This is a genomic window from Actinomycetota bacterium, from assembly GCA_040757835.1.
GTDB lineage: Bacteria > Actinomycetota > Geothermincolia > Geothermincolales > RBG-13-55-18 > SURF-21.
Window position 1 is genome coordinate 154,619 of record JBFLWJ010000004.1, and the last position, 23,918, is coordinate 178,536.

24 protein-coding genes are annotated in these 23,918 nt (G+C 63.4%); 19 read left to right on the forward strand and 5 right to left on the reverse strand.

What is annotated here, in order from left to right; genetic code table 11:
- Nucleotides 1-114: 114 nt before the first annotated feature.
- From AB1384_06125 to AB1384_06135, 3 genes are all read left to right on the forward strand, one after another.
- Nucleotides 115-1,233, forward strand: coding sequence for a saccharopine dehydrogenase NADP-binding domain-containing protein (locus AB1384_06125; protein MEW6553843.1), 1,119 nt, complete (start codon nucleotides 115-117; stop codon nucleotides 1,231-1,233).
- A 77-nt stretch (nucleotides 1,234-1,310) separates the two neighbouring features.
- Entirely contained in the window at nucleotides 1,311-2,243 is a 933-nt protein-coding gene (locus tag AB1384_06130; GenBank protein ID MEW6553844.1) for a UDP-glucuronic acid decarboxylase family protein, read from the forward strand.
- Nucleotides 2,219-2,689, forward strand: a complete 471-nt coding sequence (locus AB1384_06135) for a PaaI family thioesterase (protein MEW6553845.1) — start codon at nucleotides 2,219-2,221, stop codon at nucleotides 2,687-2,689. The genes AB1384_06130 and AB1384_06135 overlap by 25 nt, the downstream gene beginning before the upstream one ends.
- Here the strand turns inward: AB1384_06135 and AB1384_06140 are convergent.
- The 4 genes from AB1384_06140 to AB1384_06155 form a co-directional block, all read right to left on the reverse strand.
- Complete coding sequence (locus tag AB1384_06140; protein MEW6553846.1) at nucleotides 2,682-2,978, reverse strand: DUF6504 family protein; 297 nt, start codon at nucleotides 2,976-2,978, stop codon at nucleotides 2,682-2,684. The genes AB1384_06135 and AB1384_06140 overlap by 8 nt on opposite strands.
- A 118-nt stretch (nucleotides 2,979-3,096) precedes the next feature.
- Nucleotides 3,097-4,263: an inositol-3-phosphate synthase gene (locus tag AB1384_06145; GenBank protein ID MEW6553847.1), complete on the reverse strand. Its 1,167-nt coding sequence runs from the start codon at nucleotides 4,261-4,263 to the stop codon at nucleotides 3,097-3,099.
- A 61-nt stretch (nucleotides 4,264-4,324) separates the two neighbouring features.
- Nucleotides 4,325-4,954, reverse strand: a complete 630-nt coding sequence (locus tag AB1384_06150) for a PadR family transcriptional regulator (protein ID MEW6553848.1) — start codon at nucleotides 4,952-4,954, stop codon at nucleotides 4,325-4,327.
- 184 nt (nucleotides 4,955-5,138) lie between these two features.
- Nucleotides 5,139-5,822, reverse strand: coding sequence for an MBL fold metallo-hydrolase (locus AB1384_06155; GenBank protein MEW6553849.1), 684 nt, complete (start codon nucleotides 5,820-5,822; stop codon nucleotides 5,139-5,141).
- Nucleotides 5,823-5,927: 105 nt separating this feature from the next.
- On the opposite strand from AB1384_06155, the gene AB1384_06160 reads away from it, so the two are divergent.
- From AB1384_06160 to AB1384_06175, 4 genes are all read left to right on the forward strand, one after another.
- The gene (locus AB1384_06160) at nucleotides 5,928-6,791 is read left to right on the forward strand and encodes a deoxyribonuclease IV (protein ID MEW6553850.1); all 864 of its coding nucleotides are present in this window, start codon (nucleotides 5,928-5,930) and stop codon (nucleotides 6,789-6,791) included.
- 128 nt (nucleotides 6,792-6,919) lie between these two features.
- A complete protein-coding gene (locus AB1384_06165; protein MEW6553851.1) occupies nucleotides 6,920-7,339 on the forward strand; it encodes a secondary thiamine-phosphate synthase enzyme YjbQ in 420 nt (139 codons plus the stop codon).
- Between the two features lie 20 nt (nucleotides 7,340-7,359).
- Nucleotides 7,360-8,607: a diaminopimelate decarboxylase gene (gene lysA, locus AB1384_06170; protein ID MEW6553852.1), complete on the forward strand. Its 1,248-nt coding sequence runs from the start codon at nucleotides 7,360-7,362 to the stop codon at nucleotides 8,605-8,607.
- A 136-nt stretch (nucleotides 8,608-8,743) separates the two neighbouring features.
- The gene (locus tag AB1384_06175; protein MEW6553853.1) at nucleotides 8,744-9,487 is read left to right on the forward strand and encodes a hypothetical protein; all 744 of its coding nucleotides are present in this window, start codon (nucleotides 8,744-8,746) and stop codon (nucleotides 9,485-9,487) included.
- A 4-nt stretch (nucleotides 9,488-9,491) separates the two neighbouring features.
- On the opposite strand, the gene hxlA is transcribed toward AB1384_06175, so the two are convergent.
- The gene (gene hxlA / locus AB1384_06180; protein ID MEW6553854.1) at nucleotides 9,492-10,790 is read right to left on the reverse strand and encodes a 3-hexulose-6-phosphate synthase; all 1,299 of its coding nucleotides are present in this window, start codon (nucleotides 10,788-10,790) and stop codon (nucleotides 9,492-9,494) included.
- Between the two features lie 508 nt (nucleotides 10,791-11,298).
- On the opposite strand from hxlA, the gene AB1384_06185 reads away from it, so the two are divergent.
- From AB1384_06185 to prmC, 12 genes are all read left to right on the forward strand, one after another.
- The gene (locus tag AB1384_06185) at nucleotides 11,299-12,606 is read left to right on the forward strand and encodes a homoserine dehydrogenase (GenBank protein ID MEW6553855.1); all 1,308 of its coding nucleotides are present in this window, start codon (nucleotides 11,299-11,301) and stop codon (nucleotides 12,604-12,606) included.
- A gap of 10 nt (nucleotides 12,607-12,616) precedes the next feature.
- A complete protein-coding gene (thrC, locus tag AB1384_06190) occupies nucleotides 12,617-13,678 on the forward strand; it encodes a threonine synthase (protein ID MEW6553856.1) in 1,062 nt (353 codons plus the stop codon).
- Nucleotides 13,679-13,720: 42 nt separating this feature from the next.
- A complete protein-coding gene (locus tag AB1384_06195) occupies nucleotides 13,721-14,923 on the forward strand; it encodes a cofactor-independent phosphoglycerate mutase (protein MEW6553857.1) in 1,203 nt (400 codons plus the stop codon).
- A 109-nt stretch (nucleotides 14,924-15,032) separates the two neighbouring features.
- Nucleotides 15,033-15,854: a metallophosphoesterase family protein gene (locus AB1384_06200; protein MEW6553858.1), complete on the forward strand. Its 822-nt coding sequence runs from the start codon at nucleotides 15,033-15,035 to the stop codon at nucleotides 15,852-15,854.
- A 250-nt stretch (nucleotides 15,855-16,104) separates the two neighbouring features.
- On the forward strand, nucleotides 16,105-17,418 hold the full coding sequence (locus tag AB1384_06205; protein ID MEW6553859.1) for a 2,3-diphosphoglycerate synthetase: 1,314 nt from the start codon (nucleotides 16,105-16,107) through the stop codon (nucleotides 17,416-17,418).
- A 2-nt stretch (nucleotides 17,419-17,420) separates the two neighbouring features.
- Nucleotides 17,421-18,377, forward strand: a complete 957-nt coding sequence (locus tag AB1384_06210) for a zeta toxin family protein (protein ID MEW6553860.1) — start codon at nucleotides 17,421-17,423, stop codon at nucleotides 18,375-18,377.
- Nucleotides 18,378-18,400: 23 nt separating this feature from the next.
- The gene (gene fsa / locus AB1384_06215) at nucleotides 18,401-19,048 is read left to right on the forward strand and encodes a fructose-6-phosphate aldolase (GenBank protein MEW6553861.1); all 648 of its coding nucleotides are present in this window, start codon (nucleotides 18,401-18,403) and stop codon (nucleotides 19,046-19,048) included.
- A 73-nt stretch (nucleotides 19,049-19,121) separates the two neighbouring features.
- Nucleotides 19,122-20,351: a transcription termination factor Rho gene (gene rho / locus AB1384_06220; protein ID MEW6553862.1), complete on the forward strand. Its 1,230-nt coding sequence runs from the start codon at nucleotides 19,122-19,124 to the stop codon at nucleotides 20,349-20,351.
- 142 nt (nucleotides 20,352-20,493) lie between these two features.
- Nucleotides 20,494-20,751, forward strand: coding sequence for a 50S ribosomal protein L31 (rpmE, locus tag AB1384_06225; GenBank protein MEW6553863.1), 258 nt, complete (start codon nucleotides 20,494-20,496; stop codon nucleotides 20,749-20,751).
- Nucleotides 20,752-20,774: 23 nt separating this feature from the next.
- A complete protein-coding gene (locus AB1384_06230) occupies nucleotides 20,775-21,713 on the forward strand; it encodes a DUF1385 domain-containing protein (protein ID MEW6553864.1) in 939 nt (312 codons plus the stop codon).
- Between the two features lie 4 nt (nucleotides 21,714-21,717).
- Entirely contained in the window at nucleotides 21,718-22,800 is a 1,083-nt protein-coding gene (gene prfA / locus AB1384_06235) for a peptide chain release factor 1 (GenBank protein MEW6553865.1), read from the forward strand.
- On the forward strand, nucleotides 22,797-23,675 hold the full coding sequence (gene prmC, locus AB1384_06240; GenBank protein ID MEW6553866.1) for a peptide chain release factor N(5)-glutamine methyltransferase: 879 nt from the start codon (nucleotides 22,797-22,799) through the stop codon (nucleotides 23,673-23,675). The genes prfA and prmC overlap by 4 nt, the downstream gene beginning before the upstream one ends.
- The last annotated feature ends 243 nt before the right edge of the window (nucleotides 23,676-23,918 follow it).

Consider the following 23,918-nt stretch of genomic DNA (forward strand, 5'->3'; position numbering starts at 1 on the left):
GCCGTGCTCCTGGTCTTCCTGGCATGGAGGGGCCTGAACCAGGACGCGCCCGACTCTGACCCGCGCATGGCCTGGAGGGAAGCCGATGAGGCGGAACTTTTCTGAGGCCCGACCGTGAAAGTCCTCCTCCTGGGGGCGGCAGGCAAGGCCGGGGCTGCGGTCCTCTACTACCTGCGCTTCCTGCCGGAGCTCCAGCGCGTCTACCTTGCCGACCGCAATGCCGAGGCTCTCTGCAAGCGTGCGGCCGACCTGGCCCATCTGCCGGTGGGCATGCGCTATATCGAGGCCTGGGATGAGGACTCCCTGGCGAGCAGGATGGAGGAAGCAGACCTGGTACTGGGGTGCCTGGGCCCGTTTCACCTCTACGAAGAGCGCATCGTGAAGGCAGCCATGGCGACAGGCCGCGATTACATCTCCCTCTGCGACGACCCCGCTGCGCTGCGAGAGGTTGCGGCCATGGGGCTGGAGGCCGCGCGCGCGGGGATCAGGGTGCTCTGCGGCTGCGGGCTGACCCCCGGCCTCTCAGATCTGCTGGCGAGCCGCGCCGCTTCGCGCCTGGACCACCTTGATAGTGTAGCGTTTGCATGGTTTCTGGAGTTGGGTCCCCACCTGGGGATGGCCACCATCGAGCACCTGCTACGCTCATCCGCCGGTAAGGCGCCCGTCCGCTGTGGGGGCAATATGCGCGAGGCGAGGGCGGGAAGCTGGGAGGAAGCGGTGGAGTTTCCGTCTCCCGTGGGCACGCGGATGGTCGCGCATCTTTCCCACCCCGAGCCCGTCGCCCCGACCGGTGCGGCCGCGAGGGCCCGTGAGGCGTGGTTCAAGGCGGGAGTGGGGAACAGGACGGCGGGGCTGCTCCTGGGTTCGCTGGCGCGTCTGGCATGGGGAGAGAAGTCCGAGCTGTGGGGTGCGGCGTTAAGTGCCGCCGCCTCTCTCCTCGCCCGGCGCAGCGCTGGTCCCAGCATCACCGCCCTGCGGGTTACGTGTAGCGGGACCAGGCAGGGGGTGCCCGATGCGAGGACGCTGTGCGTGGTTGGGGATTACTACCGCATCTCCGGCCTGGTAATGGTCGCAGCCGCGCGCGAGCTGTTCGCGAAGGCCTGGGATCCGGGGGTCTACGCCCCCGTCGATGTGCTGGACCGCCCCACGGTCATGGCGTGGATGCGCCACACCGGCCTGCGCGTCATGGTGGGAGAGGAAATAGAGCAAGCCGGCAGACGGGCTGGAAAGTGAAAGAGCAGCCGTGGTCACGCCGATAATACTGTTGATATAATTGTGTCTCCGATGGCCGAAAAAGGAGGAACGGTCGGGTGAAAGTCCTGGTGACTGGAGGCGCTGGTTTCATCGGCTCCCACCTCTGTGAACGACTGGTCTCGCAGGGTGATGACGTAATCTGCCTCGACAACCTGTGCACCGGCGCGCTGAGTAACATCGCGCAGCTCCAGGGCGATCCCAGGTTCCGTTTCGTCCTGGCCGATGCCACCTCGCCCATCACCCTCGAGGTGGACGCGGTGGCCCATCTGGCCAGCCCGGCCAGCCCCGTCGATTACAGCCGCCTGGCGGTGGAGACCATGCAGGTCAACTCCCTTGGCACCTTCCAGGCGCTGGAGGTGGCCCGCAAGAACGGGGCGCGCTTTCTGCTGGCCTCCACCTCTGAGGTCTATGGCGATCCCCTGCAGACCCCGCAGGAGGAGGGCTATTTCGGCAACGTCAACCCCATAGGTCCACGCGCCTGTTACGACGAAGCCAAACGCTTCGCCGAGGCACTTACCTCTTCCTATCGCCGTATCTACGGCCTGCGGGTGGTGATCCTGCGCATCTTCAACACCTTCGGTCCGCGTATGCGCCGCGAGGACGGCAGGGTGGTCCCCAACTTCATACTGCAGGCCCTGGCCGGCAAGCCCCTCACCGTGTACGGAGATGGGAGCCAGACACGCAGTTTCTGCTATGTCGACGACCTGGTCGAGGGGATCTACCGGGCACTGGTCACCGACGCGGCGGTGGGAGAGGTGATCAACCTGGGAAATGACGAGGAGATGACCGTACTCGAGCTGGCGGAGAGGATCAAGGGCATCACCGCCTCGGACTCGACCATCACCTATCAGCCCCTGCCGGAGGACGACCCCCAGAGGCGCCGGCCCCGGCTTGACAAGGCCATGACCATCCTGGGCTGGAGGCCCGAAGTGGAACTCGAGACCGGCCTGAGGAGGGTGGTGGAGTGGTTCCAGCTGGACCCGGCCTAGGGGGCGGACCGAAGGAAGAGGACAGGGAGGCACGCTACCGCGAGATCATGCGCTCCCGCCATGACCCCTCGACCTACTACGCCCATCTCGGCATGCGCCTCGAGGGACTGGGGGAAGGCAGCTCGCGTTTCACCATGACCGCCTCGCCCCATTTCCTTAACGCGGGGGGCGTGGTGCACGGCGGCGTGCTGGCGTCCGTTGCCGACGCTGCCGTGGCGGCGGCGCTGGCGACCCTGGTGGATCCCGAGCGCGAGGCCATCGCTACCGTGGAGATGAAGATAAACTATATCGCTCCCGTGCGCGGGGGGGATATCGTCTGCGAGGCGCGGATCATCCAGAAGGGCAGATCGGTGGCGGTCGGGGAGTCGAGCGTATTCAACGGGGAGGGCAGGCTGGTAGCTAAAGCCATGGCCACGTTCATAGTCAAAGAGAAGCCTGTCAGCTAAAGCTCCCCAGCCTCCAGATACGGCGCAGTACCCAGTCCCCGGACCTCTCGTCGCAACTGAGGAGATAGAGGTCGCCGTCGTCTGCGCGGACCCGGAAGCATACCTTCCTCGCTCGGCTCGCGGCGTCCTCCTCGAACCAGCTCCCCTCGATGTCCATGACCGCGTACTCGTGATCGCTGAGGGTAAAGCTCGAGGGTCTCTCGTTGGCCTTGAAACCGGAGTAGCACTTGACTTCCACTGGGTGATCCGCGACCTCGGAGATGATGGATGATTTCAGGCCCGTGTCCATTTAACCGAGTCTCCCGAACAAATTGCACGTAAATCGTATGCTTACGTAAATATAGCACAATGCGTACTCAAATCAAGTCCCCGGTGTCAGGGCGGCATGCGGGCCGCTTGCCGCTTGCCTAATCCCGCATGTGGCTGGGGGGGGACTGGGCAAGCTTCTCGGAACTCTCCAGGTCCTTGCCGTTGCCGAAATCGGCAGTGGTCAACATCCCCGCGGGCGCCGAGGCTATGAAGTCCTCGACCATCTGCCGGGCCACGTCGTCCGAGTACTGCACCGGCGGCGATTTCATGAAGTATGCCGAGGGGCCCAGCAGGGCTCCTGACATGCCGCGGTCCATGGCCAGCCGGCAGCAGCGGATGGCGTCGATGACGATCCCGGCGGAGTTGGGGGAGTCCCAGACCTCCAGCTTGAACTCCACGGACATGGGGACGTCGCCGAATTCCCGGCCTTCGAGCCGGATATAGGCCCACTTGCGGTCATTGAGCCAGGCCACGTAATCGCTGGGGCCGATATGCACGTCATCCTTGTCGATGCTGTGGTTCAGCTGCGAGACGACGGCATCGGTCTTGGATATCTTCTTCGATTCCAGGCGCTCGCGCTCGAGCATGTTCATGAAGTCCATGTTGCCGCCGATGTTCAACTGGGAAGTGCGGTCCAGCATCACACCGCGGTCGTTGAAGAGCTTGGCCAGTACGCGGTGGAGAATGGTCGCCCCCACCTGTGACTTGATATCGTCTCCGATGATGGGCAGGCCGTACTTGCGGAACTTACCCTGCCAGATTTCCTCCCTGGCCACGAAGACCGGGATGCAGTTGACGATACCGCAGCCGGCCTTGAGCGCCTCTTCCACATAGAAGTGGGTGGCGTTCTCGCTGCCCACGGGGAGGTAGTTGACGAGTACGTCCACGCCGTGCCGGGCAAGGACCTCTGCCACGTTCACCGGCTGGGAGGTGTCCTCCTCGATGGTGGCGCGATAGTACTTTCCCATGCCGTCCAGGGTATGTCCCCTGAACACCGGCGCGTCCAGGTAGGGGACGTCGCAGATCTTGATGGTATTGTTCTTGCCGCAGTTTATGGCCTCGCTCACGTCCTTGCCGACCTTGCTCGCGTCCACGTCGAAGGCGCATACGATGTCGATGTCCTTTACGTGGTAAGGCCCTATGCCCACATGCATGAGCCCCGGTATCAGGTCGCCTTCCTTGGCGTCTTTGTAATATTCTATACCCTGAACCAGAGAGGAAGAGCAATTGCCTACTCCCACTATGGCCACTCGTATATTCCGCATCTCAAGACCTCCTGTAAACCCTATATCCTCCCCCCCCGAAGTGGGGTAAATACCGTATCGACTAAGCCTGCATCGGCGTCATGTTCTTAAGTGGAGCGTCTTCTATGACCAGGTCCTCACCCCCCTTATTCTCCTGAACGGGGGCCGCAAGGGCCTCCTTGTTCTCCTGGATGTGCTGTCTTTCCTGATCGATCATCTCCTGCAACCAGACTATATCGCTCTTCAGCAGTTCCTGGCGGTGGCGGTAGAGGCCTTGGCGGTAACTGTCTGAATCCTTGTCGCGTCCCTTTCCACTCCCGCTCAGCTCGGTCAGCCTCTCCTCGAGATAGTTCTTCCGCCGTTCCAGCAGCCAGAGCCTCATCTCTGGTTCCATATACTGGAAGAAGGCCAGCCTGATGCTGAACTTGTCGCCGTCGGTTATCTCGGAGTTCTTGCGCGTATCGACCAGCAGTCTCTGAAAGGTCTCCTCTCCCTCCGGGGTTATGCGGTACACGTAGCGGTTGCGGGTCTTGGCCTTGACGGTGTAGGCGCGTTCCACCGCCTTCTTCGCCTCGAGCCTCTTAAGCGCCGGATAGAGTGAACCATAGCTTATCTTCCAGAGGTGCCCGAGAAGGTAGGAGAGGCGCTTCTTCAGCTCGTAGCCGTACATGGGCTTTTCCTTGAGCGCTCCCAGGATAGCGAGTTCCAGCACTTTACATCCTCCAGGCCCGTGCATATAATCTGTCGCGTGTAAGCCGCTTTAAGTATCGCTTCGATATATCATTTCGATATATCAATTCGATATATTAATGCATGTCCCAATATCCTGCAAGCCCCATATATTGTGTTTTATTTACCCTCAGAGGCGGATTTCGGGGTGGCCGGACGGGAGGAGATCAGGGTTTGCCGTAGTTCTGCAGGTAACCCTCGATATAGTCCCTGACCTCCGAGGCGGGCCTATAGATGCCGAAATGGCCCTCGCACAATATGTCCGCTTCCAGCGCCAACAGTTTGTGCATCGACTCGCCCCAGGCGTCGAGGTCGGAACCGAAGGAGGCATAGAAAGGCCCGTGGATGTCCTGCCCGAAGAGGACCTTGTACATGCCGTTGTCGAAGAGCAAAGCTATCGAGCCCGGGGTGTGGCCCGGCGTATGTAGCCACTGCAGGGACGATGCGCCCGCGTCGACGCTCCCGCTTTCCCCCTTGAGATGTATCTTGGCCCTGGTAGGGGTCATGTCCACGCCGTACCAGGTCGCGGCAGTGCGGCGGTTGTCCCCCTCCTCCAGGGCGGGGGCGTCGAGTTCGTGGATGGCCAGGGGCAGGCGGAACTTCTCGACCAGGAACGGCGCCCCTCCCACATGGTCGATGTGGCAGTGGGTCAGGATGACCAGTTTGATGTCGCGGGGGGAGTAGCCCAGGTGATCGAGGTTGGCCAGCAGCTTGCGCGGCGCCGTTCCCGCGCCCGTATCGATGAGTACGGGCCGTCCCGCGTCCACGAGAAAAAAGCAGCAATCCTCGGGCGCGGACATCTCCGGTCCGCCTACCTGGAATACGCCCTCGGTTATCTTGAAAGGCTTCATCCCTTTGCCTCCTTTTCGGCCACCCCCTAGGAGCATTATGTATTCGCGCGCGAAAAAGAGCAAAACCCGGGTAGCCCATCGGCGGTCATGTGAGGGGGGAGAGCCATGGCCTACAATGATGTTATGAGAGCGGGATTCCATGTCGGTATCGGGGGCGGCGTGCCCAGGGCGGTGGAGCGGGCGGTGGAGCGCGGCTGCGATACCATGCAGATCTTCGCCTCCAATCCCCGGGGATGGAAGCCCTCGTATATCCCCCCCGGAGATGCCGTCGAGTTCCGGGCCCGCTGCCGGAAGGAGGGCATCGAGCCCGTGTTCGTGCATACTCCCTATCTGGTCAACCTGGCAGCCGTCTCACCCGAAATCTGGGAAAAATCCCTGGATATGCTGGTCATGAACATCCAGGCCGCGGCCGCTCTGGGGGCCGCCGCGGTGGTCACCCACCTCGGCAGCCATGGTGGCGAGGGTGAAGAAGCGGGGATAGAGAGGATCGTGCGTGCCCTGCATGCGGCGCATGCGCGTTGCGTGGAGGGAGTCCGTGTGCTCCTGGAGACGACAGCGGGGTCGGGTCACAGCGTAGGCCACTACTTCTCCCAGCTGGGCCGGATAGTGAAAGCCCTGCCGTCTGAGGAGAGACCCGGTATATGTCTCGACACCTGCCATGCCTTCGCGGCGGGGTACGAGCTGCGCACCCCGCGGGGTTTGCGGGACACCCTGGACGAACTGGACCGCGAGCTTGGCCTCGAACGCCTCGAACTCGTCCACGCCAACGACAGCAAGGGGGGCCTCGGCTCGCGCCTCGACCGCCACCAGCACATCGGCGAGGGGGAGCTGGGCATGGAGGCCTTCGCCCTCATGGCCGGCCATCCCGCCCTGCGCGACCTGCCGTGGGTCCTTGAGACTCCCGGTGCGTCTGCGGACAAGGACCGCGAGAACCTGCGGCTGCTGCGTGCCCTGGCCGCGGGGACTTGAGGGCGATGGTCCGCCCGTTATCTGGGCCGCCGGCAGGAGTAGATGTCCAACGCCCGTATTATGCGGGAAAATATGCGACCTTGCTCCCGCTTGTGATTATAATGAATAGCGGAGAAAGGAAGACGATCATGACCGTGATGCACAGGCGGATAAAGTTCGAGACCAAGGGCGATGCCCACATCGTGGAGATCACCTCGGAGGTCCGCGGCATGCTCGAGAGCACTGGCCTCGAAAACGGGATAGTCAACGTATTCGTTCCTGGTGCCACCGGGGCCGTCACCACCCTGGAGCACGAGCCCGGTGTCTGCCACGATTTCCGTGAACTCTTCGACTTCATCGCCCCCGTGGAGAGGGATTACCATCACAACCGGCGTGGGGTGGACAGCAACGGCCATTCCCACGTACGCGCGGGGCTGCTCGGACCCTCCCTTGCGGTGCCCTTCGAGGCGGGGGCGCTGCTGTTGGGGACCTGGCAGCAGGTGGTCTTCGTCGATTTCGACGAGGTCCCCAGGTCCCGGACCCTCGTCATCACGGTCATCGGGGAATAAGGGCGGGTGCTGGTAAGGCGATGCATGAATTCAAGTATGTGAACGGCGATTTCTTCTGTGAGGACGTGCCGCTTCGCCGCATCGCGGAGGAGGTTGGAACGCCGCTATACGTCTACAGCCGGCGTACCCTGCGCGATCACTACCGCCGGCTGGAAGAGGCCTTCTCGGGCCTCGCCGTTACCATATGCTATTCGGTCAAGGCGAACTCAAACCTCGCGGTGCTGGCGACCCTGGCCGCGGAGGGAGCGGGCGCGGATATCGTCTCGGGCGGAGAACTGTTCCGCGCCCTCAAAGTGGGCATTCCGGCCGACAGGATCGTATACGCGGGTATCGGCAAGACCGAGGAGGAGATGGCCTATGCGCTGCGCTCCGGCATCCTGATGTTCAACGTCGAGTCCACCTCGGAGCTGTCCACCCTCGACAGGGTCGCGGGAGAGATGGGCGTGAAGGCGCGCATCGCGCTGCGGGTGAACCCCGACGTGGATGCGAACACCCACCCCTATATCGCCACCGGGCTCAAGGAGGCCAAGTTCGGCATCGATATCGAGGAAGCGCTGTCGGTATACGAGAGCGCCTCCTCGCTGCTCAACGTGGAGGTCGTGGGGGTCCATCAGCATATCGGCTCCCAGATAACCAGCGTCGAACCTTTCAGGGAGAGCCTTGCGATCATCGGTGAGCTGGTGAAGAGACTGCAGTCGAACGGCCTGGACATCCGCTATATTAACATCGGGGGCGGATTCGGCATACCTTATCGCCAGGAAGAGGTGCCATACCCGCGCGATTATGCGCAGGCCCTGGAGCCCGTGCTCAGGGAGTCCGGCTGTGCGGTCATACTGGAGATAGGGCGCATGATCGTCGGCAACGCGGGCATCCTGGCGACGCGCGTGCTCTATCGCAAGAGCACCGGCGAGAAGGGGTTCCTGGTGGTGGACGCGGCCATGAACGACCTCATCCGCCCCAGCCTATACGGCTCCTACCACGAGATACTTCCGGCGTGGAAAACCGAGCGCGGTGATGAGATAGTGGACGTAGTCGGTCCCGTGTGCGAGTCCGGGGATTTCCTGGCTAAGGAGCGGGCGCTCCCCCGCGCCGAGCCAGGCGAGCTGCTGGTGGTGATGAGCGCGGGCGCCTACGCGTTCGCCATGTCGTCGAACTACAACTCCCGGCGCCGCGCCGCCGAAGTGATGGTCGACGGGGACCGCTTCGAGGTGGTACGCGAGCGGGAGGATTACGAGGACCTGGTGCGCGGAGAGCGGGTCTGGGTATGAGCAACCGGGAGGGGCGCCTGGCTGAGGCAACGGCGGCTTTGGGAGGTGAAAGGCCATTATAGAGGGAGGATCCAATGTCGGCATCGCCCGCAGCGGCGGGAGGGATACCTCGGACGCCCCTTTCTTCGTACTGGAGTTGAGGGAGGACGGTGCCCCCTCCGGGCTGATCTTCGCAGCGGGGGTCTGCTCCGAGGTCGCGGGCCTGGAAGAAGGGGAGGCCAGGCGGTACGCCGTGGAGCTGCTGCGCGAGTTCTTCAGGAAGAAGGGACGCGGACTCGAAGTCCAGGATTATGGCCGCATGCTCCGGAGGACCATCCACCATATCAACCGCAACATCGCAGAGAAGTGGCCCGGGCAGGAGATCGCCTTCGACCTGGTGGTGATGATCGCCGATATCGAAGCGGTCTTCGCCGCGCGCAGTGGCAACGGAGGGTGCTTTATCTTCCATGAGGGTGAGGCGCGCGCCGTCTTCAAGGGTGGCGTCGAGGGCGTATCCTCGACTGCCGGCGCCCCCCCGGAGAGCATCGAGGTGGAAGCGGCGCGTATCCAGCCCGGGGACATCGCGGTGCTGTGCGATCCCATCGTGTCCAGGGTCTTAGGGCCGCGCGACGTGACCCTTATCCTGCGCCGCGCGTCCGATCCCGCCAAGGCCGCGCTGTTCCTCTCGGCCATCGCCGAACGCAAGGGAGCAGGAGGCCCGATCACCGCCCTTATCTGGGAAGTCCCCAATTACGAGGGGGCGGCCTTACTCACCGACGAGACGCTTGCAAGGGCGCCGGAACCCGGGGAGGATACGGGCGGGGAGGAGCGGGACGAGGAAAGCTCCGCGGAGCTGGCCAAGCGTCAATGGTTGAGCAAGTGGCGCAGGCGTAAGGAATGACCCCTTACTTTTTCTTCTCCCACTTTTCCAGGTAGGCTACCTGGGACAGGGTCGAGCCGGCCTCTATCTCCCCACGCAGGCGGTTCTCGTTCTCCAGCACGCCCATGGCCCTGTTGGTCACCTCCACCACCTTGTCCCGGGGGATGACCACCACTCCGTCGTCGTCACCGACGATCCAGTCGCCGGGGAACACGCGCCTTCCCCCCACCTTGACGGGGACGTTTATCTCGCCGAAGCCCTTGGGCTCCCCGGCGGTGGGAGTGATGAGGCGCGAGAAGGCGGGGAAACCGAGGGCCCTGATATCCACGGTGTCGCGGATGGCGCCGTCTATGACCACCCCGGCCGCTTTCTTCTGGATGGCGCTGTGGGTGGCCAGTTCGCCCCACAGTGCCGGGCCCATGCCGCCGGCGTCGATGACGATGACGTCCCCGTCCTCCACCAGGTCGATTGCCTCCACGGGTTTGGCCCAGTCGCCCGGGTATGAGCGTACGGTCAACGCGGGTCCCGCCATCTTCAAGCCCGGGCTTATGGGCAAGATGCCCTCGAGTTCGCCGGAGCGGTGCATGGCGTCCGAGATGTTGGGGGTGGATACGCGGAGCAGGACCTCCCTGACGTTCTCCAGGTCGACCCGCTTATAGAGGTCCGTCCTCACCGCTTCTCCTGTGCGCATGGCCCGCTTTATCTCCTCCGCCGCCCTGCGGGCGTCCTTGCTCTTGATGATGGCGCCGCCTACGATGACGATATCCGCGCCGCTCTCCACCGCCTTCGCCGCCGTCTCCGAGTTGATACCCCCGGCCACGGCGATGGGGATGTTTACGGCGTTGGCCACCACCTTCAACCTCTCGAAGGGGTCGCCACCACGCATCTGCACGTCGATGGCGGTATGTACGGCGATATAATCCGCGCCGGCCGCCTCGGCGGCCCGCGCCCGGTCAACGGGGTCGCCGACCTCTATGAGGTCCACCACGATCTCCGCGCCGTAGTTATTGGCCGCCTCCACGCATTCCTTGACGGTGGCGTCCGATGCCGCCCCCAGTACGTCGATGATGTTCGCGCCGGCCTTGGCGGCGGCTTCCACCTCCGCCCTGCCCGCGTCCATGGTCTTCATGTCCGCGACGATGACTTGGTTGGGGAAGTGGCGCCGCAGTTCCCTCACGGCGTTGAGCCCCTCGCTCTTGATCAGCGGGGTCCCGGCCTCGATCCAGTCCACGCCGCCAGCCACTGCCTCCCCGGCGACCTGGATGGCCCTCTCGAGGTCCAGGAAATCGAGGGCTACCTGAAGTACGGGTTCCTTAGGTTTCATAGCTTGGATTATAACATTGATTGTGGTGCCCGAGCCTGGGGTTAAGGGTCTTCGCTTAAGGTGCTTTTTCGAGCCCGGCGACAAGGCTGGTCGTCGTCGCAAGCTCCTCCGAGCACCTTGCTCGCCGGGCAAGGGGCGGCGCAGACGAAGGCGCTTCGACCGACCCCGGTGCTCGGACAGGATGGGTTTATATAGGCGACACCCGGGCGGGCTCCTCTATTGCCAGCCGTTACTATGCCTGGAGCTTGCTCTAGCCGGACTTACGTACAGATCTGTAACCCGCTGGTCTTCCTTTCCCGCTCCGTCTTTTCCCCGTAGGGTGTGGGCCAGCATTTATACTGGCCCCAGTCGTCATTACATATGATGGAGGTTGGATCCCTGGATCCCCAAACGGGGTAGCAGACCCGATTTACCGGGGCCGGCGTTTCGTAGAGCTGCGTAGCGCCAACCACCTTGCTTCCTGGTAGAATATCGTTATCAATCGGTGAAAAGGGAGTCGGAGGCGCACATGTCGGAGGAGAGAAAGACCATCACCGTCGGGCAGCTCGGCTGCGGAACCGTGGGCTCGGGCGTCATCCGCGTCCTAGCGGAGAACGCGGAGGTCATCTCCAGGCGCACGGGGTGCGAGATACGGATGAAGAAAGTCGCGGTTAAGGACCTCGCGGACCCGCGTTACGTGGAGGTGGACGAGGACACGCTCACCACCAACGCCTCGGAGGTGCTCCAAGACCCGGAGGTGGACATCGTAGTGGAGGTCATGGGAGGGATCGAACCCGCCCGCACTTTCGTCCTGGAGGCTTTAGGCTCCGGTAAGCACGTGGTCTCGGCCAACAAGGAGCTGATGAGCACCCATGGCGGAGAGATCCTGGAAGCGGCGGAAAGGGCTGGGGTGGACGTCGCCTACGAGGCCAGCGTCGGGGGAGGGATCCCCATCCTTCTGCCGCTGAAACAGAGCCTGGCCGGGAACCGCATAGACCAGGTCCTGGGCATCGTCAATGGCACCACCAACTATGTGCTGACGCGCATGAGCGAGGAGGGGATCTCCTTCGAGCAGGCCATCTCCAGGGCCCAGTCCCTGGGATACGCCGAGGCGGACCCCAGCGCCGACGTGCAGGGGAAGGACGCCGCCGCCAAGCTGGCCATCCTGGCCTCCATGGCCTTCAACTCGCGCGTGACCCTGGATGACGTCTACGCCGAGGGCATCGAGGGCATCACGCCAGACGACATCGCCTTCGGGAGGGACCTGGGCTACGTCATCAAACTGCTGGCCGTGGCCAAAGACGACGCGCGGGGCATCAGCGTGCGCGTGCATCCCACCATGATCCCGACCGATCACCCGCTGGCCACGGTGCGGGACGAGAACAACGCTATCTTCGTCTCCGGCGACGCCGTCGGCGAGCTCATGTTCTACGGCAAGGGAGCGGGGTCGCTGCCGGCAGCCAGCGCCGTGGTCGGCGACATCATCTCCATCGCCCGCAACATGCTCTCGGGGGGGCACCTGGTGGGATGCACCTGCTTCTCCGAGAAGCCGGTCATGGATATGGCGGACGTGGTCTGCCGTTACTTCATGATCTTCGACGTGCCGGACCGGCCGGGGGTGTTGGCCAGGATCGCCGGCGTCTTCGGCGACAACGGGGTCAGCATCAAGTCGGTGATCCAGCACGGCACGGGAAGGGAAGCGCGCATCGTCCTCATCACCCACGCCGTGCGGGAGGAGAGCCTGCGAGCCACGGTCGATGGGCTGGAGGAGACGGAGGCGGTCAACCGCATCGTCAGCGTGATCAGGGTGGAGGACCCCGCGGTGGAAGAGAGCTGAAGGGTGGAGGATGGATTTGGATAGGGCATGGAGGGGCGTCATCGAGACCTACCGGGAGTACCTCCCGGTGGATGAGAACACGCCCGTGGTGACCCTTCTCGAGGGCAACACCCCCCTGGTGGAGGCCCCTTATATCAGCGGGCAGCTGGGGTCCAGGGTGCTGCTGAAGTACGAAGGTCTGAACCCCACAGGTTCCTTCAAGGACCGCGGCATGACCATGGCCCTGTCCAAGGCGGTAGAGGAGGGCGCGAAGGCGGTGATCTGCGCCTCCACCGGTAACACAAGCGCCTCGGCCGCCGCCTACGCGGCCCGCGCCGGCATCGACTGCGTCGTGCTCATACCGAGCAAGGCCATCGCCCTGGGCAAGCTGGCACAGGCCCTGATCCATGGCGCCAGAGTGATCGCAGTGGAGGGCAATTTCGACCAGGCGCTGCAGCTGGTGCGCAAGATAAGCGAGGACCATCCCATCGTCCTGGTGAACTCCCTGAACCCGTACCGTATCGAGGGCCAGAAGACCGGGGCCTTCGAGATCTGCGATGCACTGGGCCGGGCCCCCGACTACCATTTCATACCCGTGGGCAACGCCGGCAACATCACCGCATACTGGAAGGGTTACTGCGAGTACCACGAGGCCGGCGAGGTCGACTCCCTGCCGCGGATGATGGGATGGCAGGCGGAAGGAGCGGCGCCCATCGTGAGGGGACACGTCGTCGAGAGCCCCGAGACCCTGGCCACCGCAATCCGCATCGGTAATCCCGCCAGCTGGGAGAGGGCGGTGCGGGCGGCGGAGGAATCGCTGGGAAGGATAGACATGGTGACCGATGAAGAGATCCTCGATGCCTATCGCCTGCTTGCCGATCACGAGGGCGTCTTCGTGGAGCCGGCGTCCGCGGCCTCGGTGGCGGGCCTCTACAAGGCATTCCGGCGCGGAGAGCTGCCCCGCGGCTCCCTGGTGGTGTGTGTTCTTACCGGCCACGGCCTCAAAGACCCCGATCTGGCGGTAAGATGTGTGGAGGAGCCGCAGGCGGTGCCTCCTAGCATGGATACGATACTGGAGAAACTGGGCCTCTAAACCAGGCGGACGCGGTTTCCCGGTCAGCGAAGAGAGGTGGGGATGAAATACGTGATCCTGGTCCCGGACGGGGCCGCTGACTATGCCGTGGAGTCCCGCGGCGACCTGACACCCCTGGAGGCGGCCCGCACCCCAAACATGGACTTTATTGCCAGGGAGGGCATCGGCGGGACGGCCGTGACCGTCCCCGCGGGGATGGCCGCCGGAAGCGATGTGGCCAACTACTCCATCCTGGGCTACGATCCGCGCCAGTACTATACGGGGCGGGGGCCCCTGGAGGCGTTGAGCATGGGAGTGTCGCTGGGACCGGAGGACGTGGCCTTCCGCTGCAACCTGGTGACGGAGGGTGACGGCCTTCTCCTCGACTACTGCGCCGACCATGTCACCACCGAGGAAGCCAGGATGATCATCGCCTCGCTGTCGGAGAAGCTGGAGGACGCGTACACCACCTTCTACCCCGGCGTGGGCTACCGCCACCTCCTGGTCCTCAAGGGACTGAAATACCTGGAGGACCGCTGCGTCCCGCCCCATGATGTGGTGGGAAGGAGGGTCGAGGAGGTCATGCCCCAGGGGCCCAACGCGCAGAGGCTGGCCGCCCTGATGCGCGTCTCGCGGCGCATGCTCACAGGCCACAAGGTGAACTTGTGGAGGACCGAAAGGGGATTGAAGCCCGCGAACATGATCTGGCCATGGGGCCAGGGAAGGCTGCTCGCCCTGCCGACCCTGAAAGAGAGGTACGGACTCGAGGGTGCGATCATCACCGCGGTCGACCTTATCAAGGGATTGGGCATACAGGCGGGCATGGAGGTGGTGGAGGTCCCCGGGGCGACCGGGTATTACGATACCGACTACGGGGGAAAGGCGAGCTATGCCCTTGACAGCCTGCGCCGCGCCGACCTGGTGTACGTGCACGTCGAGGCATCGGACGAAGCTGGCCATGCGGGCGACTGGGATGCCAAGGTGGAAGCGCTCGAGAGATTCGACGCTATGATAGTGGGGGCCTTCCTGGACGAGACGGTGCGTACGGGCGAGGATTTCGCCTTCCTGCTCATGCCCGATCATTTCACACCCCTGGAGGTGCGCACCCACGTGCCGGACCCGGTCCCCTTCGCGATATACTACCCGCACGCAGTGGCCGATGGGGGGAAGGCTTTCAGCGAGAGAGGGATGGCCGGGGGGAGCTACCTGGAGTTCCCCGCCTGGCAGTTGCTGGACCTGCTCATTGAGAAATCGGCCAAGCCATAACTGGCGAAGCGTATGTTATATTATTCATGAGAGATCGAACAACGCACGAAAGCAGGATGCGAACCCCGTTTGAGTGCCACGGAACATCAACCGTTGGAGAGTAAAGATCATGCCGCAGAGGATCTACCCGCTCAGTAAGACCCCCATGGTGGTCGCCCATATCTCCGATTTCCATATCGGCTCCTACCATTTCGTGGCAAACCTCATGAACCGGACCATTCTCGAGCTCAACGAGATGAAACCGGATATCGTGGTGGTCACAGGCGATCTGACCAACGAAGGTTTTCGCCAGGAATACGTGACCGCAAAATCTTACCTCGACGGCCTGGACTGCGAACATGTATTGGTGATACCCGGGAACCACGATTCCCGCAACGTGGGTTACCTGCATTTCCAGGAACTGTTCGGACCCCTCTTCCAGGACATGGAGATGGAGGGCGTGTTCATCATGGGCGTCGATTCCAGTGAACCCGATCTCGATTCCGGCCAGATCGGCAGGGAGAAATACTCGCGCATTGTAAATAACTTCCATTCCGTAGAGGGTTTCAAGATCTTCGCGCTGCACCACCATCTCCTCCCCGTCCCCGGCACCGGTCGCGAGAGGAATATCGTCACCGACGCCGGAGACATCCTGGAACTCCTGATTTATTCCGGGGTGGACCTGGTGCTGACCGGACACAAGCATGTTCCCTATGTCTGGAGGCTGGAGGATATGTACGTGGTCAACGCCGGCACCATCTCCTCCCTGCGCCTGCGCGGGCACACCAAACCATGCTACAACGTGATCGAGATACGGGAGGACCTGGTGAAGGTCTTCCGTAAATATCCTTTCGGCGGGCGCGACGTCATAGCCCAGTTCGGCGTGGGAGTGAGCGAGACCCAGCGAGACCTCTCCGGTGTCATGCGCGAGATAATCGGTACGGATTTATAACCCTACGTGCGTGGTGCGAGGATGTGAGGCCTACAGTACGTGACGTTGGTGTAACCCGCGCTCGAGAGCATGCATCGAGAAAGCGATTGGGCCGCCCGCAGGGCGGCGCAACGGTGCCTGTGCCTGGAGCGAGCGAAGCGAGCGCAAGGCCTGGCACGTGTACGAATCGATAGTAGATACGCGAAAGCGATTGGGCCGCCCGCAGGGCGGCGCAACGGTGCCGAACGGACGAATGGTTATGATCCCGACGTTGTTTCTAGTCGATGGGGAGCATCATCCAGCGACCATCGTGGATTCCGTGCACTTCCTGGAGGAAGAGGAAGGCTTGCAGGCGCTGGCCCTCTACTTCCTCGGGGGGACGGAGAAGCTGCGGGACGTCTCGGAGCTGGCGGCGGCAGGGGTGGAACTCGTCGTCCCCGCCGATCCCGTTGCGGAGCTGCCGGGCGTGCTGCGGAGGTTGCAACCGCGCCTGGTCGCGGACTTGAGCGATCTGCCGGTTCTGGGTCCGGCGATGCGGCTGAGGCTGGCCGCCACCGCACTTGCGTACGGCTGTACGTACCGCGGCGCCGACTTCGAGTTCCGCCCGCCTCGGCGGGAAGAAGTGCTCTCAAAGCCGTCGTGCGCCGTCATCGGCACGGGCAAGCGCTGCGGTAAGACGGCGGTTTCCGCCGAGATGGCACGGTGGCTCGCACGCACGGGGAGGCGACCGGTGGTCGTGGCCATGGGAAGAGGTGGACCGCCGCAACCGTATGTCGTCGAGAACCCGGATATCGGAGAGGACTTCCTCCTCTCGGAGCTGGAGAAAGGTCTGCATGCGGCTTCCGATCACTACGAGGACGCCATGGTCTCAGGGGTACTCACCGTGGGATCCCGACGCTGCGGGGGAGGCCTGGCGGGTGAGCCCTACGTGACCAATTGCGTCGATGCCGCGCGGGTGGCGGACGCGCTCGCGGCGGAGGTGGTGGTCATGGAGGGAAGCGGATCGAGCATCCCGCCCGTTGCCACCGACGCGGCCGTGTGCGTGATCAGCGCCGCCCAGGAGATAGAGGAAGCGCTGGGATTTCTGGGCGCCTACCGGCTCTTGATTTCCGATGGGGTTATCATTACAATGGCTGAAGGACCGTTCGCATCTCCCCTTAAAATCCAGGAGCTCAGCGAGAGGATAAAAAGGATAAATGACGATATCGTTGTCTTGAAAACGATTTTCAGGCCACATCCTTTGAAACCCGTCCGTGACAAGCGAGTTTTTCTTGTCGCCACCGCTCCGGAGGAAGCAGGTCCCCTGCTGAGGGACTACATGGAGGAGGAGGAAGGCTGCGTCGTGGTGGGGAGCAGCTGCCACCTGTCGGACCGCAGGTACCTGGAGAAGGAACTGCGGGGGGCGGCGGCAGCTGATATCCTGCTCACGGAGCTGAAGGCGGCCGCGATCGACGTGGTGGCGCGTTTCGCTCGCGCCAGTGGAAAAGAGTTAGTGTTCTTCCACAACCTCCCGGTGCCGCTCGCGGGTGAAGTGGCCATGGAGGAGTTTTTCGCCACCGTCTGGGACAGGGTCATGGGGCGATGATCATGGCAGATGAGGGAAAACATAAGAAAAGGATAACCATCCTCGACGAGGAACACCACCGCGTGCCCTTCTCCAAGGGACTGACGGCCAACGCCATCATGGCTTCCGGCCTCGCCCCGGGGCGGGCGTATTACGTGGCCTCGGACATCGAGGAGCACCTCATCTCCGAGGGCAAACTGGAGATCCAGGCCAACGAGTTGCGCAAGCTGATCTACAATTTCCTCACCGAGAAGATAGGCGAACACTACGCGGTCAATTACTGGCGCTATATCTCCTTCAGCAGCATGAACAAGCCGATGGTCATACTGGTGGGGGGTTCCACCGGAGTGGGAAAATCTACCATAGCGACCATGCTGGCCACGCGCCTGAGCATCGTGCGCATAGTGTCCACGGACGCCATCCGGGAGGTGATGCGCGCCTTCTTCTCCCGCGAACTCATGCCCACCATCCATACCTCTTCCTTTGACGCGGAGTCGGCGCTCATACATCCCTTGCCGGCCCACGTCGACCCGGTGGTGGCGGGATTCCGCGAGCAGAGCCTGTCCGTTCTCGTGGGCGTGCGGGCCATCATCAACCGCGCCCTCAAGGAAGGGACGCACATCATCATCGAGGGCGCACATATCGTACCCGGGTTCATCATGCCCGAACAGTTCCCCGACGCCTTGATCATCCCCCTGCTGGTGACGGTGGATGACGAGAAGATGCACCGCAGCCACTTCTACATCCGGGAGGTAGAGACGCAGGGTACGCGCCCCTTCCAGAGATACGTCGAGCATTTCGAGAACATAAGGAAGATACAGGACTATATCATCCACCTGGCGAAAGTTACGGGGGTGAAGACGGTCGAGAGCGTCAACCTGGATGCCGCCGTTTCCGAGGTGGTGGACTACATCATCAACGCGGCCTACGAGATGGCGAGAAAAGAGAGGGTAGGCCAGGAGGCGGCTCAGCTTATCTGAAGTCCCGCGCATGGAGGTTACCGATGAGACTGTTTCTTGACACCGCCAACGTCGAGCAGATAAGGGAGGTCAACGGCTGGGGCATACTCGCCGGCGTGACCACCAATCCCTCCCTGGTCTCCAAGGAGGGGCGCTGCATGCGGGACTGCCTGGTGGAGATAGCCGGCATGGTCAGCGGCCCTATCAGCGCGGAAGCGATGAGCATGGATTCAGGGGGCATGCTGAAGGAAGCACGCGAGCTCGCGGCCATCGCGCCGAACATCAACGTCAAGATACCCATGACCCCGGAAGGCCTGGCGGCGGTGAGCGTCCTTTCCGCGGAAGGTATCGAGACCAACGTGACCCTGGTCTTCTCCGCGAACCAGGCCCTGCTGGCCGCGGCGGCCGGCGCCACGTACGTCAGCCCGTTCGTGGGCCGTATGGACGATATCGGCAACAGGGGCATGGCCGTGGTAGGGGAGATCGTGGACATATTCGACCTCCATTCCATCACCACCCAGGTCATCGCGGCCAGCCTGCGCCATCCCATGCACGTGACCGAAGCCGCGCTGGCCGGAGCCCACATCGCCACCATCCCTTACGACGTCATGCTGAAGATGGCGCGCCATCCCCTGACGGACATAGGGATCAAGAGATTCCTGGAGGATTATGAAAAGATCAAGGACCTTTGAGGATACGGCAAACGGAAGCAGGGGAGGAGGTGAGAATTTGGAAAAGACACTTGACCGGAACAACCTGGAATCCATGCTCCTGGTCGACCTGCAGGGAATAGCCAAGGAGATAGGGCTTACCGGGATAACCGGGCTACGCAAGCAGGAGCTCATCGAGAACATCCTCAACCGCAAGGTGGAGGACGAGGGGCTCTTCATCCGCACCGGCATACTAGACATCCTTCCCGAGGGTTACGGCTTTTTACGCACCCGCGGCTACCTGCCCAGCGAGGACGATATATACGTCTCCCTGTCGCAGATAAGGCGCTTCCATCTCAAGCGCGGCGACGAGATCATGGGACAGGTACGGCCGCCCAAGGACAGCGAGAAGTACAACGCCCTGCTGCGCATAGAGAAGGTGAACGACGACAACCCCGAGGTATGCAGGGACCGCAAGCAGTTTGAGCAACTTACCCCGCTCTTCCCGCTGCAGCGGCTGCGCCTGGAGACCCCGGAGGAGGTGACGGCCCCCCGCATCATCGACCTCATCGCTCCCATCGGCAAAGGCCAGAGGGGACTCATTGTATCTCCCCCCAAGGCGGGCAAGACAACCATCCTCAAGCAGATCGCCAACAGCATCACCTATAACAATCCCGAAGTGAAGCTCATCGTGCTCCTGGTGGACGAGCGCCCCGAGGAGGTCACGGATATGGAGCGTTCGGTGAACGGCGAGGTCAACAGCTCGACCTTCGACCAACCGTCGGACAACCATATCCAGGTGGCCGAGCTGGTGCTGGAGAGGGCCAAGAGGCTGGTCGAGCACAACCACGACGTGGTCATCCTGCTGGACAGTATCACCAGGCTCGCCCGGGCCTATAACCTGGCGACGCCTACCAGCGGGCGCATCCTTTCGGGTGGGGTCGATTCAACCGCGCTCTATCCACCCAAGCGTTTCTTCGGCGCCGCGAGGAACATCGAGGACGGAGGCAGCCTGACCATCATGGCCACCGCCCTGGTGGAGACGGGCTCACGCATGGACGAGGTGATCTTCGAGGAGTTCAAAGGCACCGGCAACATGGAGCTGCACCTCGACCGCAAGCTGGCGGACAAGCGCATCTTCCCGGCCATCGAGATCGACAAGTCGGGTACCCGCAAGGAGGAGCTGATCATGTCGCCGGAGGAGGCGCAGGTGGTCTGGAAGCTCCGCAGGGTACTGCACGCCCTCGACCCCAGCGCGGCCATCGAGCTGCTCATAGACAAGATACGCAACACCAGGAACAACGCGGAGTTCCTGAGCGAGATAGCGAGGTCGCCCATCTCCTAGGGACAGGACGGCGGCGCACGGGCGGGACTGCTTTTGCGCTCCGCCGCTCTAGTGCTGGCGCCTTACCTGAAACCCTGTTCAAGGGCAATATGTGTTGCTATACTGAGTGGGTTGTGCGGAAGAAAGACGAGGTAAGAGAGGAATGAAAAAGGGAATTCACCCGGATTACGTGGAGGCTACGGTGACCTGCTCGTGCGGCAACACGTTCAGCACCCGTTCCACCAAGCCGGAGTTGCGCGTGGAGATATGTTCCCAGTGCCACCCCTTCTACTCAGGCAAGCAGAAGCTCGTGGACACGGGTGGCCGGGTCGAGCGCTTCGAGCGCCGTTACGGCAAGGCCAGGCCCCAGCGTAAGAAGACCACGGACGATAAAGGCAAGAAGGCCGAAACGCAGGACTAGGGTCCACCACGGCTGTTCCTGAGATGCCTTCCACCGATCCCTCCGCCCTTGGTGACGCCGCGCCCGCTCCAAGTCCCCATGATGACCTCAGGGTGGGGGGCCAGGCGGTTATCGAGGGAGTGATGATGCGGGGCCGGCGGTTCTGGGCGCTGGCGGTGCGCAAGCCCGACGGCAGTATCCATACCCAGGCGGAACCCCTTGACTCCTTCCTGGTGCGCCATCCCGGTTATGACAAGCCCTTCCTCCGGGGCATCTTCGTACTGTGGGAGAGCCTGGTCCTGGGCTGGAGGGCCCTCTCGGCCTCGGCTGACATCGCCCTGGAGGAGGAGACCGAGGGCAAGGGCATCGGGTGGGTCCAGAAATCGCTGTCCATCGCCATGGCCGTGATCCTGGCCGTAGGACTGTTCATACTCCTGCCCACCTGGCTCGCCCCCCGTATGGTGGGGCACGACAGCCCGGTATGGCTCTGGAACATCGTGGAGGGAGTGCTGCGCCTGGCTTTCTTCGTCGCCTACCTGCTCCTGGTCTCCCTCTCGCGGGAGATGCGCCGCGTCTTCGAGTATCACGGCGCGGAGCACCAGTCCATACACCTGTTGGAGAACAACTATCCCCTGGAGCCGGAATGGGCGCTGCGCGAGGGCACCGACCATATCCGTTGCGGCACTTCGTTTCTCCTCCTGGTCCTGGTGATAACGGTCATCGCCTACTCTTTCCTCGGCAAGCCCCCCGTGTGGCTGCGCGTCGTCGAGAGGATAGCCCTAATCCCACTGGTGGCCGGCGTCTCCTATGAGATAATGAAATACGCGGACCGCAACAGGTCTCCTTGGACCCAGGCCCTTGTGGCCCCGGGCATGGCGCTGCAGAGACTCACTACGCGCCGCCCCGACCGCGAACAGGCCGAGGTGGCCCTGGCGGCCCTTGGAGCGCTGCTGGAGCAGGAAGACCTGAAGGCGCAAGGGTGATGGCATGGGTTTCATGGAACGGCTCGAGGAGATAGAGAAGAAATACGAGGACCTGGAAAGGGAACTGGCCCAGCCGGAGGTCTACGCGGACCGTCAGCGCTACGCCGAGCTGGCGCGCAGCCACTCCGAACTCACCGAGGTGGTGACGGCCCTGCGCGAGTACCGCGAAGCCCTGAGGGAAGCCCGGGAAGCCGGCGACATGCTGCGCGAGGAGCAGGACCCCGAGATGGCCGACTTTCTGCGCGATTCCCTGCAGGCGGCCGAGGGCAGGTCCGAGGAGCTGGAGCGGGAGATAAGGGTCATGCTCCTGCCGCCGGACCCCCGGGACGAGAAGGACGTGATCATGGAGGTGCGCGCCGGGGCGGGCGGCGAGGAGGCGGGCCTGTTCGCGGGGGACCTTTACCGCATGTATTCACGCTATGCCGACCGGCGCGGCTGGAAGACCGAGGTCCTCTCCTCCAGCCCCTCCGAGCTGGGGGGCTTCAAGGAGATTATCTTCTCGGTGCGCGGCAAGGGCGCCTACAGCAGGATGAAATACGAATCCGGCGTACACCGCGTGCAGCGCATCCCGGTGACGGAGTCGGGAGGGCGCATCCACACCTCCACCTCCACCGTCGCCGTGCTGCCGGAGGCGGAAGAGGTGGAGGTGACCATCGACCCCGCCGACCTGCGCGTGGACGTCTTCCGTTCCACGGGGCCGGGAGGGCAGTCGGTAAACACCACCGACTCCGCCGTGCGCATCACCCATATCCCAACCGGGGTGGTGGTCTCCTGCCAGGACGAGAAGAGCCAGCTGCAGAACCGCGAGAAGGCGCTGCGCATCCTGCGCGCCCGCCTGCTGCGAACGGAGCAGGAGCGCCAGCAGCGGGAACAGGCGGAGGAGAGGCGCTCCCAGGTGGGGACCGGTGACCGCTCGGAGCGCATCCGTACCTATAATTTTCCCCAGGGTCGCATCTCCGACCACCGCATCGGCCTGACCGTCCACCGCCTGGAGGACGTGCTGGACGGTGACCTGGAGGAGATCATAGATACGCTGGCCTCCGCCGACCGGGCCGAGAGGCTGGCGGAGATAGGCGGCGGAGATTGATCACGGAGGTACCCGCCGGGGCCGATATCCCGGGGCTCATCACCTGGGCCGCCCGCTACCTCGAGGATAGCGGGATCGTGAAGCCGCGCCTCAATGCCGAGCACCTTCTCGCCCACTGCACCGGCCGCGGCCGCACCGACCTCTACGCCCACTATGACCGGCCCGTCTCGAGGGAGGAGAGAGAGGGCTATGCCGCGCTGCTGCGCCGGCGAGCGGCACACGAGCCGCTGCAGTACATTATCGGCAGCAAGGGGTTCCGCTACCTGGAGTTGGCGGTAGACCGCCGCGTGCTCATCCCCCGCCCCGAGACGGAGATGCTGGCTGGCCGGGCCATGGATATCGTTATGGCATTGCCGGGGCGCGCGGTGGTGGTGGACGTGGGTACGGGCTCCGGGTGCATCGCCCTTTCACTGGCGAGCGAGTGCCCGCACGCCACCGTGCATGCCACGGACATCAGCGCGGAAGCGCTGGAGGCGGCGCGCGTGAATGCCCGGCGCCTGCGCCTGGGGGAGGCGGTCTCTTTTTACCTGGGGGACCTGCTGGACGCCCTCGATGGCGGGCTCGCCGGCACCATCGATCTCATCGTCTGCAATCCTCCCTACATCCGTGAGGATGACTACCGCTCCCTGCCGCCGGAGGTGAGGCTGCACGAGCCCCGCATCGCCCTGGTGGCAGGTCCCGCCGGCACCGAGGTGCACCTGCGGCTCATGGCCCAAGCGCCGCGCTGGCTGGCCCCCGGCGGCCGCCTGCTCATGGAGGGGGCGGAGGACCAGGTGCACGAGCTGGCACGCGTGGCGGCGGAGTTGGGGTACGAGTCGGCGCAGGTCCACCCCGACCTCAACGGCCGCCCCCGCATGGTGGAGATGGGGATCTGACCTCCAAGACGCTCAGAGAGCGTGGCCCTGGTGGCATGGGTCTGCTATGCCGTTCGGATATCTGAAGGCCTGGAGCCAACCTTACGCGGTGGCGGCTGGGGCCGGTATAAATGCTGGCCCACGCCCTACGGGGTAAAGACGGAGCGGTATGGGAAGACCATCTGGTTACACGCCGGGGCGCGAGCCTTACCTGGCCCCCAACCGGAACAAACCCGTCGCGAAACGGGTCTCATGACCGAACGG

What these genes read in the sequence shown, in the direction of transcription:
- AB1384_06140 (MEW6553846.1), bottom strand. Translation starts at nt 2,978, where the DNA reads ATGGACACGGGCCTGAAATCATCCATCATCTCCGAGGTCGCGGATCAC.
- AB1384_06145 (MEW6553847.1), bottom strand. Translation starts at nt 4,263, where the DNA reads ATGCGGAATATACGAGTGGCCATAGTGGGAGTAGGCAATTGCTCTTCC.
- AB1384_06155 (MEW6553849.1), bottom strand. Translation starts at nt 5,822, where the DNA reads ATGAAGCCTTTCAAGATAACCGAGGGCGTATTCCAGGTAGGCGGACCG.
- AB1384_06160 (MEW6553850.1), top strand. Translation starts at nt 5,928, where the DNA reads ATGGCCTACAATGATGTTATGAGAGCGGGATTCCATGTCGGTATCGGG.
- AB1384_06165 (MEW6553851.1), top strand. Translation starts at nt 6,920, where the DNA reads ATGACCGTGATGCACAGGCGGATAAAGTTCGAGACCAAGGGCGATGCC.
- lysA (MEW6553852.1), top strand. Translation starts at nt 7,360, where the DNA reads ATGCATGAATTCAAGTATGTGAACGGCGATTTCTTCTGTGAGGACGTG.
- hxlA (MEW6553854.1), bottom strand. Translation starts at nt 10,790, where the DNA reads ATGAAACCTAAGGAACCCGTACTTCAGGTAGCCCTCGATTTCCTGGAC.
- AB1384_06185 (MEW6553855.1), top strand. Translation starts at nt 11,299, where the DNA reads ATGTCGGAGGAGAGAAAGACCATCACCGTCGGGCAGCTCGGCTGCGGA.
- thrC (MEW6553856.1), top strand. Translation starts at nt 12,617, where the DNA reads ATGGATTTGGATAGGGCATGGAGGGGCGTCATCGAGACCTACCGGGAG.
- AB1384_06195 (MEW6553857.1), top strand. Translation starts at nt 13,721, where the DNA reads ATGAAATACGTGATCCTGGTCCCGGACGGGGCCGCTGACTATGCCGTG.
- AB1384_06200 (MEW6553858.1), top strand. Translation starts at nt 15,033, where the DNA reads ATGCCGCAGAGGATCTACCCGCTCAGTAAGACCCCCATGGTGGTCGCC.
- AB1384_06210 (MEW6553860.1), top strand. Translation starts at nt 17,421, where the DNA reads ATGGCAGATGAGGGAAAACATAAGAAAAGGATAACCATCCTCGACGAG.
- fsa (MEW6553861.1), top strand. Translation starts at nt 18,401, where the DNA reads ATGAGACTGTTTCTTGACACCGCCAACGTCGAGCAGATAAGGGAGGTC.
- rho (MEW6553862.1), top strand. Translation starts at nt 19,122, where the DNA reads ATGCTCCTGGTCGACCTGCAGGGAATAGCCAAGGAGATAGGGCTTACC.
- rpmE (MEW6553863.1), top strand. Translation starts at nt 20,494, where the DNA reads ATGAAAAAGGGAATTCACCCGGATTACGTGGAGGCTACGGTGACCTGC.
- AB1384_06230 (MEW6553864.1), top strand. Translation starts at nt 20,775, where the DNA reads ATGCCTTCCACCGATCCCTCCGCCCTTGGTGACGCCGCGCCCGCTCCA.
- prfA (MEW6553865.1), top strand. Translation starts at nt 21,718, where the DNA reads ATGGGTTTCATGGAACGGCTCGAGGAGATAGAGAAGAAATACGAGGAC.